At 63.1% G+C, this 11,194-nt stretch carries 10 protein-coding genes; 7 read left to right on the top strand and 3 right to left on the bottom strand.

The window, feature by feature from the left end:
• Positions 1–78 precede the first annotated feature (78 nt).
• Both ACQRA4_RS07170 and ACQRA4_RS07165 read left to right on the top strand, forming a co-directional pair.
• Positions 79–933: a M48 family metalloprotease gene (locus ACQRA4_RS07170; protein WP_427822413.1), complete on the top strand. Its 855-nt coding sequence runs from the start codon at positions 79–81 to the stop codon at positions 931–933.
• Between the two features lie 35 nt (positions 934–968).
• On the top strand, positions 969–1,358 hold the full coding sequence (locus ACQRA4_RS07165) for a DVU_2496 family lipoprotein (RefSeq protein WP_427822412.1): 390 nt from the start codon (positions 969–971) through the stop codon (positions 1,356–1,358).
• Positions 1,359–1,682: 324 nt separating this feature from the next.
• On the opposite strand, the gene ACQRA4_RS07160 is transcribed toward ACQRA4_RS07165, so the two are convergent.
• A complete protein-coding gene (locus ACQRA4_RS07160) occupies positions 1,683–1,946 on the bottom strand; it encodes a helix-turn-helix domain-containing protein (protein WP_427822411.1) in 264 nt (87 codons plus the stop codon).
• Positions 1,947–2,047: 101 nt separating this feature from the next.
• Between ACQRA4_RS07160 and ACQRA4_RS07155 the strand changes: the two genes are divergently transcribed.
• From ACQRA4_RS07155 to ACQRA4_RS07140, 4 genes are all read left to right on the top strand, one after another.
• Positions 2,048–2,779, top strand: coding sequence for a class I SAM-dependent methyltransferase (locus ACQRA4_RS07155; RefSeq protein ID WP_427822410.1), 732 nt, complete (start codon positions 2,048–2,050; stop codon positions 2,777–2,779).
• A 187-nt stretch (positions 2,780–2,966) separates the two neighbouring features.
• Entirely contained in the window at positions 2,967–3,215 is a 249-nt protein-coding gene (locus tag ACQRA4_RS07150; protein ID WP_427822409.1) for a hypothetical protein, read from the top strand.
• Positions 3,216–3,470: 255 nt separating this feature from the next.
• Positions 3,471–4,667: a tyrosine--tRNA ligase gene (gene tyrS / locus ACQRA4_RS07145; protein ID WP_427822408.1), complete on the top strand. Its 1,197-nt coding sequence runs from the start codon at positions 3,471–3,473 to the stop codon at positions 4,665–4,667.
• Between the two features lie 192 nt (positions 4,668–4,859).
• Positions 4,860–6,080 carry a bifunctional nucleoside/nucleotide kinase/histidine phosphatase family protein gene (locus ACQRA4_RS07140; protein ID WP_427822407.1) on the top strand — a complete coding sequence of 407 codons (1,221 nt, stop codon included), beginning with the start codon at positions 4,860–4,862 and terminating at the stop codon, positions 6,078–6,080.
• 149 nt (positions 6,081–6,229) lie between these two features.
• On the opposite strand, the gene tsf is transcribed toward ACQRA4_RS07140, so the two are convergent.
• Both tsf and rpsB read right to left on the bottom strand, forming a co-directional pair.
• The gene (tsf, locus tag ACQRA4_RS07135) at positions 6,230–7,087 is read right to left on the bottom strand and encodes a translation elongation factor Ts (protein WP_427822406.1); all 858 of its coding nucleotides are present in this window, start codon (positions 7,085–7,087) and stop codon (positions 6,230–6,232) included.
• A 118-nt stretch (positions 7,088–7,205) separates the two neighbouring features.
• The gene (rpsB, locus tag ACQRA4_RS07130) at positions 7,206–7,997 is read right to left on the bottom strand and encodes a 30S ribosomal protein S2 (RefSeq protein WP_427822405.1); all 792 of its coding nucleotides are present in this window, start codon (positions 7,995–7,997) and stop codon (positions 7,206–7,208) included.
• A 279-nt stretch (positions 7,998–8,276) separates the two neighbouring features.
• Here rpsB and ACQRA4_RS07125 point away from each other — a divergent pair, with 279 nt between their 5' ends.
• Positions 8,277–11,189 (top strand): insulinase family protein, encoded by a 2,913-nt coding sequence (locus tag ACQRA4_RS07125; RefSeq protein WP_427822404.1) that lies wholly within the window; start codon positions 8,277–8,279, stop codon positions 11,187–11,189.
• The last annotated feature ends 5 nt before the right edge of the window (positions 11,190–11,194 follow it).

The following is an 11,194-nucleotide window of genomic DNA, read 5'->3' as shown; positions in this document are numbered from 1 at the left end:
CAGCGCGCGCCTGATTCTTATAATAAGGATGCTGCGGGGGATATGCCGCTGCACAGCCTGAAGACAAGGAGAATATCTATGACCAGTCAGATAAAAACCGTTTTGCTGCTGGCCCTGCTGTCCGGCATCATCATCGTGCTGGGCGGTCTGCTGGGCGGGCGCGGCGGCGTGCTTGTCGCCTTTGGCCTGGCCCTTGTGATGAATGTGGGCAGCTACTGGTATTCGGATAAAATCGTCCTGTCCATGTACCATGCGCGAGAGCTGGCCCCGGAGGAAGCCCCCTATCTGCACCGCATCGTGGAAGAACTGGCCGCCAATGCCGGCATTCCCAATCCGCGCGTCTGCGTGGTGCCGGAAGAGGCCCCCAACGCCTTCGCCACGGGCCGCGACCCGCAGCACGCGGTGGTGGCCGTGACCGAGGGCATCATGCGCCTGCTCCCGCCGGAGGAACTGCGCGGCGTGATCGCTCATGAAGTGGGGCATATCGTCAACCGGGACATTCTCATCCAGACAGTGGCCGGCGTGCTGGCGTCGGCCATTGTGACCCTGGCCAACATTTTTCAGTTTACGGCCATTTTTGGCGGCAATCGTGACGGTGAAGGCGGCGGCAACCCCATTGGCGCGCTGGTGCTGGCCCTGCTTGCGCCCCTGGCGGCCAGTCTGATTCAGATGGCCATTTCGCGTTCGCGCGAATATCTGGCCGACGACACGGGCGCGGCCCTTTGCGGCCAGCCGCTGGCTCTGGCCGGCGCCCTTGCCAAGCTGGGCGCGGCCAGTGGGCGCATTCCCATGCGGGAGGGCAACCCCAGCACGGAACAGATGTTCATTGTGGCCCCGCTGTTCGGCAACGGCGGCATGGCGAAACTGTTCAGCACGCATCCGCCGCTGGAGGAACGCATCCAGCGCCTGCGCGACATGGCCGCCCGGCGCTGAAGGCTTGCGCCATCCTCGCAACGAAGGTCAATGTTATGAAATTACGCGTCCTCTCAGGAATATTGCTGGCATTGCTGCTGGCCGCCTGCGGCGGCAGAAACGCGCCGGAGGAGCAGGCCGCTCCCCAGCCCGCCCCCTGCCCTTCCGTCTATGTCTACGCGCCCGGCAACTATATTGTTGACATCGCCGGCGGCGCGGATGTGGTGCTGGACCCTTCGGCCCAGGACTTTCCGCTGTTCTGCGCGCCCGACGAGGCCCGCGAAGCTCTGGACAACGCCGTGGCCGCGGGCGGCCTGCCCGCGGGCGACTGGCGCATCTACCGGGTGGAAGGCCAGTTTGACGACCTGGCCCAGAAATCCGCCAGCGGCCAGTATACGCTCAAGCGCATGGCCCCCATTGTGGACTGGGTGACGGAAGATATTTAGAGTCAGACCCTATTCATGCGCTGTTGGCCAGGGCTGTTGCTGGTTGTGTTCCGCCACAATTATCCGCCAAAAGCAGCCTTTTTCGCGCTGACCGCGCCAGCGGGGGATTTTTGGCGGGCATGCGCCTGAGCGCACCCCCCGAAAATCCCCCGCTTTCTTGCCGGCGCGGAAATTCTTGCTTCAGTTGTTGCGCCAAAGAAATTTCAGCCGCGGGCGGGCCTGCGCGTCGCGCGCCAGGCTCTCGCGCCGCAAAGCCTGAAACGCGGCGGGCGTCGGCTCTCGCCGCGCGGGGCATCTTTCACGCAAAGATGGGCCAGGCCGCATTTATCCGTCCCCTGACGCGTTTTTCAGCGTTCGCTGCTCCCGCTCAATCAGGTCCACCAGTTGCGCGGCGGGCATTTCCAATGCCTCCGCCAGAAAGAATATGGAATTGAGGGTAGGGCGATATTTTCCTTGCTCCAGCTGAAGCAAATAGACGCGGTCAATGGAAGAAATTTCGGCCAGTTTTCGCTTACTTAACCCCGCATCTTCCCGTAATCGTTTGAGAACCAAAGACACAGCCTCAATCAGCTTGGGATAATCTTCCATGTAATCAGACTATCAAGACAAGTTGACCAATGACATATGTTGGTATACTCAATTATTCGCGTGCCATGTTGGTATATACAGCTTTATAGTGAGGAAAAGTCATGTTCGTCCCGCTTCTTGCCTATGTTCTGGACAGACTGCCTTTTGGAAATTCCCTGAAAGGCATTTCACGAAGACGCCTGAGCGACCTCATGTGGCAAAGCAAGGCGCCGTCCTGGCATGAGTACGCCATTCTCAGCCGGAACAGAAGAAAACATGCCTGCGTGGCCTGTCGCTGGCTGAGCGCGGTTCTGCCGAGAGACGCCGCGATTTTTGAACCCGGATGCGGCAGCGGGGCCAATCTGCTCTGGCTTGGGCAGCAAGGCTTCACGCATCTTTATGGCGCCGATATTGAGCGCTGCGCGCTGGAACTCGGACGAAACCTGGCCTCGTCGCTCTCCCTTCCCCTGGACATATGGCGCGATGACGGCATGAGCCCCATGCGGTTGCCGGACAATCTGGATGCCATTCTCTCCGTCAACTGGCTCTACCACATACCCGACGCCACGCTTGGCGCATTTCTGGGACGGTATCATGACGCCCTGAAAATTGGCGGATATCTTGCCTGTGATATGGTCACCCGGCATTATGACGGCGTTCCCGGCAACCAATGGCATACAAAGGACATGAAATTGCCGAAAGAAAAACGCAGGCCGTCGGAATACACCATCAGACTTGACGCCGCCGAGGTCAATTCCATTGCGGTCAGGCACGGTTTCGCGGTCATCAGGTCAACATGCTTTGCCCTGAGTCGGCCCCAAAGGGCGGTTTACCTTCTCAGACGAACCGAATGACCGAAAGCCGGGCCGCCTGCGGACGGCAAAGCCGCGTTGGCTTCAATGCCCCGGCACGATGCATTGACCCGCCGTGCGCGGAATTTCGCATCCAATATGGCATCGAACTTGCATACTTCAGAGCGTCCGCCTGCATGGACGGAAAATTTGACCCCACCCGCTGCGGCGGACATCTGGAGGATACGTCATGGAAATTTCCGGCATCAACCACGCTCTTTCCTTTGCCTTCACCATGCCCGACAAGGACGACTCCGGCTCCGCCCCCGCCGCCGTGCAGGATACGGTGGACGTTCGCGCGCCCCGTCTGCTGGAAGACAGCGAGGTGGACAGCGTGCTGGATGACACCCTGAACATGATCGCCCAGGACAATGTGGCCGCCCTGTCCGTGCACGGGGGCCTGAGCCAGAGCCGGGTGTTTGCCCTGCTCGGCCTGTAGCGCGTCTTCGCTTCGGCTTTTTATGCGGCCGCCGCAAGACGCCCGCTTCGGCTTTTGTCAGGCCGGCATATGGCGCATGCCGTCGCGAGGCAGAGAGCCGCTCGCCCGGGCGCATCTGAAAAGCGAAAGATTCTGAAACCCGCCCTTCACAAATTTGACACCGCCGCAACCAACAGGGTATCAAACTCCGTTATTGCGCGCCGCCTTGCGGCGCGCCCGGCATTTTTTACCGCAGCTTGCAAAAAGGATACGGCAATGACGGATATTGACCGGCAGATGGCCCTGATCAAACGCGGCGTGGCTGAACTGATCGACGAGGGCGAACTGCGCAAAAAGCTGGCGCGCGGTGTGCCCCTGCGCGTCAAGGTGGGCTTTGACCCCACAGCCCCTGACCTGCACCTCGGCCATACTGTGGTGATGCACAAAATGCGTCATTTTCAGGAGCTGGGGCATACGGTAATATTTCTGATCGGCGATTTCACCGGTCGCATCGGCGACCCCTCAGGCCGTTCTGAAACCCGCCCTCCGCTTACGGAAGAACAGGTTCTGGCCAATGCCGAAACCTACAAAAAACAGGTTTTCAAAATTCTGAACCCGGAAAAGACCCAGGTGGAATTCAATTCCCGCTGGCTGGGCAAACTGGACGCCACGGGCTTCATCAAGCTGGCTTCCAGCTATACCGTGGCCCGCATGATGGAACGCGACGACTTTGAAAAGCGCTTCCGCGAGCAGCGCCCCATCTCCATCCACGAATTTCTCTATCCGCTCTGTCAGGGCTTTGACTCGGTTTCGCTGAAAACCGATGTGGAAATGGGCGGCACGGACCAGAAGTTCAACCTGCTGGTGGGCCGCAATCTTCAGGCCCACTACGGGCAGGAAAGCCAGTGCATCCTGACCATGCCCCTGCTGGAAGGCACGGACGGCGTGCGCAAGATGTCAAAGTCCTACGGCAATTACATTGGCATCGACGAACCGCCGGCAGAGATTTTCGGCAAGGTCATGGCCGTGTCCGATGCGCTGATGTGGCGCTATTATGAGCTGCTCTCGGCCAAAAGCCTGGATGAAATCACCGCCCTGAAGCGCGATGTGGACGAAGGCCGCGTGCACCCCAAGGCCGCCAAGGAGGCCCTGGCCCACGAAATGGTCAGTCGCTATCACGGTGAAAACCACGCAAACGCGGCCCGTCAGGGCTTCAATGCCGTCTTTGCCGACGGCGGCGTGCCCGCCGACGCGCCTTCCCTCTCCTGCCGACGCGGCGAGGAGAGCGCCCCCCCGGCCTTTCTGGAGGCCGCCGGCCTGGTCAAAAGCCGGGGCGAAGCCAAACGCCTGATCAGGGAAGGCGCGCTTTCGGTGGACGGGCGGCGCTGTGACGACGCGCTGACCCCCCTGCCCGCCGGGGACCATGTGATCAGACTGGGCAAGAAACGATTTTTGAAACTCAGCGTGCGCTGAGCGCAACGCACGCGCATCAACGGCGGGCGTCACAGGCGTCATGAGCGCCCGCCGTGCGGAGTGAAAGGGCCGCCGAAAAGCGGCGGCGCCACATCCACCGGCCGCGGCGGGCCAATGGCTTCATGCGCGCCAGCTTCCCGCATCTTCCGTTTCCGGGTTTTTTCCCCTACCATGAACCTAGCGGAGGGGATCATGCAAAAATTGTATGTAGCGATGGTGGGTCTGCCCGCACGCGGCAAGTCCACGCTGGCGCGGCGCATCAGCCAGGGCCTGCGGGCCGAGGGCATTCGGGCGCGGATTTTCAACAACGGCGACATGCGCCGGGCGCTGATGGGCGCGGAGTCCACAGAGCCGGATTTCTATAATCCAGACAACAGCTTCGGCCGCGAGGCCCGCGAGCTGATTGCCCGCCGCAATATGGAGCAGGCCCGCGCCTGGCTGGCCGGCGAAGGCGATGTGGCCATTCTGGACGCCACCAACGCCAGCGCGGCGCGGCGCGCGCTGATGGAAAAAACGCTCAGCGACCATCCCGTGCTCTTTGTGGAGTGCGTCAACGAAGATCCGCTGCTGCTCAACGCCTGCATCCGACGCAAGGCCACCCTCCCGGAATACGCCTCCTACAGCGAGGAGGAAGCCCTGGCCAGCTTCATGAAGCGCATTGGCTATTATGAATCCATCTACAGCCCGTTGCGGGACGAAAAATTCTGGCTCTGCGTGGATTCCACGGCCAACCGCATTCTGGACGAGCGCCCCTGCGAGGGCTCGCCCTATTATCCGGCCATCAGGGAAATAGTGGTCAGCGTCTGGGTGCACAGTCTCTACCTGGCCCGGCACGGCCAGACGGAATTCAACGTGCAGGGCCGCATCGGCGGCGACCCTCCGCTCACGGCCCTGGGGCGCTCCCAGGCGGAAGCCCTGGCCCGGCACCTGCGCGATCACCGCATTGACTGGGTGTTCACCTCCACCCGTTTCCGTTCGCACGAAACGGCGGCCCCGCTGCTCGGCGAACGGCCCGGCGCGCACGTCATGGCCCTCAAGGAGTTTGATGAAATCTGGGCCGGCGACTGTGAAGGCATGCTCTATTCAGAAATACGCCGCAGCATGCCCGAGGTCACGGCGGGCCGCAACGCGGACAAGTACGGTTACGCCTATCCCAATGGCGAAAGCTACGCCATCCTGCGCGAACGCGTGCAGCGCGGCCTCAGGCGCGCGCTCTTTCTCGCCGGGGACGCGCCCCTGCTCATTGTGGGGCATCAGGCCATCAACCGCGTGCTGCTCTCGCTCTTTTTACGCCAGCGCAGCGAGGATGTGCCCTATATCTACATCCCCCAGAACCAGTATTATCACATATCCCTGACTTCAAGCCGCAAGGTTTTCGAGCGCATTCCCTACGAGCGAGCGGAGCAGAGCTGAGGGCTGCGGCCCAGCCTTGCCAGGCGGGCGGAGAAAGTCTTTCGTTCACGCCACTCGCCGGCAAACGCCCGCCGGCAAACAAAAAAAGGGGGCCGCGGCCCCCTTCAGGATTCAACAGGAGTAATGCGCGCCGCAGACCGGCGGCACGCCTACTCGGCGGCCAGTTGGATGCGCGTAAAGCCCGTCACCGTGACGGCGTCGCCCACGGCCTTGCCCGCCTCGCGCACGATATCGCTGACGCTCTTCTTGTCGTCGCGGATATAGGGCTGCTCCAGCAGGCAGACTTCCTTCTGAAACTTCTTCACCGCGCCATCGGCGATCTTGTCCACAATCTGGGCGGGCTTGCCTTCTTCCAGGGCCTTTTGGCGGTAAACCTCGCGCTCGCGCTCCACGGCGGCCTGGTCAAGGCTGCCCGCGTCCAGAGCCATGGGATTGGCGGCGGCCACCTGCATGGCAAGATTCTTGGCCAGTTCGGCGATCTCCGGCGCATTCACGCTTTCGGCCTTGCCGCAGCTCAGAAAAACCAGCACGCCGATCTTGCCGTTGGCGTGGATATACTGGCCGACAACCTCATTATCGGCCTGGCGGCTGTGCCGCGCGAATTTGCCCAGCTGCATGTTTTCGCCCACCGAGGCGATAAGCTGCTTGATCTCGTCGCCCACCACGCCTTCCAGGGCGGCGGCGTCGGCCGGGCTGTGCTCCAGCACGGCCTGGGCCACGCGGGCGGCCATAGCCTGAAACTGGTCGCCGCGGGCCACAAAGTCTGTTTCGCACATCAGGGAAGCCATGGCCACATGCTTGCCGTCGGGGCTGGTCACGGACGTGACCACGCCCTCACAGGTGGCGCGGCCGGACTTTTTGGCGGCCTTGGCCATGCCTTTCTGGCGCAGCCAGTCAACGGCCTTTTCCAGATCGCCGTCCACTTCCACCAGGGCCTTTTTGCAGTCCATCATGCCCGCGCCGGTTTTTTCGCGCAGTTCTTTGACCATTTGAGCGCTGATTGCCATTGTCGTCTCCAGATGCGTCCGGCCAATGCGCCGGAGTTGCTGCATAAAAACTTTCAAGAAGGGCAGCGCAGACCCCTGAGATCGCGCTGCCCCGAAATCGTGAAATAGCGCTCCGCTCTTACTGGGCGGGAGCGGCCTCCTGCGCGGGCGCGGCGTCGGCTTCCGAAGCGCTTTCGGCGGCTTTTTGCATGGCCTCTTCGGCGTTGGCGGCGTCCTTGTGATCCTTGCTCATGGCTTCGCCTTCCTGGCAGGCTTCGGAGAAGGCGGCCACAAAAAGCTTGATGGCGCGGATGGCGTCGTCATTGCCGGGAATAATGTAGTCGATGAGGTCAGGGTCGCAATTGGTGTCCGTGACGGCCACGATGGGGATGCCCAGCTTGCGGCATTCCTTCACCGCGATGTCTTCACGGTTGGGGTCGATGATGAAGGCCAGCTGGGGCAGGCGATCCATGTTTTTGATGCCGCCCAGGGTTTCCTCCAGCTTTTTCATTTCGCGTTCCAGCAGCAGGATTTCCTTTTTCTGGTAGCGGTTGATGCTGCCGTCGGCGAACATGGCTTCCAGCTTCTTGAGGCGCTCCACGCTTTTCTGGATGGTCACGAAGTTGGTCAGGGTGCCGCCCATCCAGCGGTTGGTCACATGAAACTGGTTGGCGCGACCGGCCTCGGCGGCCACGGCCTCCTGCGCCTGCCGCTTGGTGCCGATAAAGAGCACCTTGCCGCCCTTGGCCACGGTGTCCACCACCTTGTCGTAAGCCACACGGAAGAGCTTCACGGTCTGCTGCAGGTCGATGATGTGAATGCCGTTGCGCGCCCCGAAGATGTACGGACGCATTTTGGGGTTCCAGCGCCGGGTCTGGTGCCCGAAGTGCACGCCGGTTTCCAGCATCTGCTTCATGCTGACGTAAGCCATTGTGATCCTCCAATGGGTTTGTTTCCTCCACCCCGGTGGCGTGACTCTCTTTACCCGCCGCAGGCCGGACGCGACGCGCGTTCGCGGAACGGGCACCCCGAGAATCGCCGGAGTGTGCGTAATGGAACGGCTTCTATAGCTCAAAGCAGTAAAGATGGCAAGCGCCTCGCCGCGGCGGCGAATGAAGCCCGGCCCCTTTTCAAAGCCGTGTTCCATCCCTATAGTGAGCTTGCCGGCTTGCGGCCCCCGCAATGAACTCAAGCACAAGGACACCCATACATGGATAGACACGGCTTCACCCCGCTCACAGAACGGAACATGGCGGAAGTGGGCGGCACGGCGCGCCTCTGGCGGCACAGGGCCACGGGCGCGCAACTGCTCTCCATCGCCAATGCGGACGAAAACAAGTGCTTCGGCGTGAGCTTTCGCACGCCGCCCACTGATTCCACAGGCGTGGCCCACATTCTGGAACATTCGGTGCTCTGCGGCTCCGAGAAATACCCGGTCAAGGAACCGTTTGTGGAACTGCTCAAGGGTTCCCTGCAAACCTTTCTCAACGCCTTCACCTTTCCGGACAAAACCTGCTATCCGGTGGCCAGCGCCAATCTGCGCGATTTTTACAATCTCATTGACGTCTATATCGACGCTGTCTTTCACCCGCGCATCAGCGAGGACATCTTCCGCCAGGAGGGCTGGCATGTGGAGGCCGAAAGCGCCGACGGCCCCTGGAGCTACAAAGGAGTGGTCTACAATGAAATGAAGGGCGTGTACTCCTCGCCCGACTCCGTGCTGGCCGAGCAGAGCCAGCAGGCCCTGTTCCCGGACACGCTGTACAGCCTGGACTCGGGCGGCAACCCCGAGCGCATTCCCGACCTGACTTATCAGGCCTTTCGCGACTTTCACAGCCGCTATTACCATCCGAGCAACGCCCGCTTTTTCTTCTGGGGCGATGACCCGGAAGACGAGCGCCTGCGCCTGCTGGACGCGGCCCTGCAAGGCTACGCGGCCCGGCCCGCGGATTCCGCCGTGCCCCTTCAGCCGCGCCGGGACGTGCCGCGCCAGATTGAGGCCCCCTACGCGGCGGCCGAAGGCGAAAAGCGCGCCCTGTTCACGGTCAACTGGCTGCTGGGCGAACGCGGCGACGTGCATCAGGCCCTGCTCATGGAAATGCTGGAACACATTCTGGAGGGCCTGCCCGGTTCGCCGCTGCGCAAGGCCCTGATCGGCTCCGGCCTGGGCGAGGACACCACGGGTTGCGGGCTGGAGACGGATCTGCGCCAGATGTACTACTCCACAGGTCTCAAGGGCGTGGCCCCCGGCGACGTGCAGCGGGCCGAACTGCTGATTTTCGACGTGCTGGCCCGCCTGGCCGAGGAAGGCATTGAGCCGGCGGCCGTGGAAGCGGCGGTGAACAGTGTGGAATTTGCCTACCGCGAAAACAATTCCGGGCGCTTCCCGCGCGGGCTGGCGGCCATGATCCAGGCGTTGTCCACCTGGCTGTATGACGGCGACCCCCTGGCCCCGCTGGCCTGGGAGGCGCCGCTCAGAGACATCAAGGAGCGTCTGGCGCGGGGCGAAAAAGTTTTTGAGCAGGCCATCCGCCAGTGGTTTCTGGACAACGCGCACCGGGCCACGGTGGTTCTGCTGCCCGATGTGAATCTGGGCAGGGCGCGCGACGAGGCCGAGGCCGCCCGGCTGGCCGCCCTGCGGGCTGAAGCCGGGCCGGAACGGCGCGCCGCCCTGGCGGAGGAAACCCGCCGTCTGCAAAAGGCCCAGACCACGCCGGACAGTCCGGAGGCCCTGGCCAGCATCCCGGCGCTGGGCCTGCAGGATCTGCCCCGCCGCAACGCGCCCATCCCCCGCTCCGAATCGCGCCTGCCGGCAACCTGCCTGAGTCATGAACTGCCCACCCGGGGCATTGCCTACGCCACATTGCTGCTGCCCCTGGCGGGTCTGCCCGAGCGCCTGACGCCCCTGCTGCCGCTTTTCGCCCGCTCCCTCACCGAGCTGGGCACGGCGCGGCGCGACTTTACGGCCCTGGGCGCGCACATGGCGGCCAAGACCGGCGGCGTGGGGGCCGACACCCTGCTGGGCGTCACCAGGGAGCGCCGCACCATCAGCTATCTGAGCCTGACGGGCAAGGCGGTGTATGACAAGATTCCAGACCTTTTCGACATCTTTCATGAAATTCTGCTGGAGCCCCTGCGTGACCCGGCTGTGGCCCGCGAGCGTCTCAGACAAATGCTGCTGGAGGGCAAGGCCCGGCTGGAGCACGGCCTGCAGGCCGCCGGGCATACGGCGGTGAGCACGCGGCTGCGCGCCCGCTTCACCGGCGCGGGCGCTCTGGCCGAGCGCACCGGCGGCCTGAGCTATCTGGCCTCGCTGCGCGGCCTGCTGGAACAACTGGACACTTCGCCGGAAGACCTGCTGGCTGATCTGGAGGCATTGCGCGGGCTGATCGTGGTCAGCTCCGGCGCGGTTTTCGACTGCACGGCCGAGGCCGGGGGTCTGGCCCTGGCTCAGGACAAGGCCCGCGCCCTGCTGGCGGCCCTGCCGCCCCAGCCCGTCGGCACCCGCGAAAACCGGGATACCCCGCCCATGCGCGACCTGCCCCCGGCTGAAGCCTTTGTGGCTCCGGCCCAGATCAACTATGTGGGCAAGGCCGCCAATATTTATGATCAGGGCTATGTCTACCACGGCTCGGCCAGCGTTATTCTGCGCTGCCTGCGCATGGGCTATCTGTGGGAGCGGGTGCGCGTGCGCGGCGGGGCCTACGGGGCCTTCTGCATGCTGGACCACCTGGGCGGCTCCCTGGTCTGCGCCTCCTACCGCGACCCCAATGTGGATCAGACCCTGGCCGCATACGACGGCATGGCCGATTTTCTGCGCGGCTTCAAGCCTGACAAGGCCCAGTTGACCCAGGCCATTGTGGGCGCGGTGGGCGATCTGGACAGTTACCTGCTGCCCGACGCCAGGGGGGCCCAGTCTCTGGCGCGCTGGCTGACAGGCGACACGGACGAAATCCGCCAGCAGATGCGCGAGGAAATGCTGGGCGCCACGGCGCGGCACTTCGCGCAGTTTGCCGAGGTGCTGGCCGAGGCCGCGCGCCAGGGCGCCGTCTGCGTGCTGGGCGGCCCCAAAACCGAAGAGGCGGCGCAAGCCCACGGCTGGGCCACGCAACGCCTGCTGTAGAAAAA

The organism is Desulfovibrio sp. SGI.169, from assembly GCF_050313595.1.
Classification (GTDB): domain Bacteria; phylum Desulfobacterota; class Desulfovibrionia; order Desulfovibrionales; family Desulfovibrionaceae; genus Desulfovibrio.
Note: the sequence above shows the minus strand (reverse complement) of the source record. Positions and strands in the feature narration are given on the sequence as shown.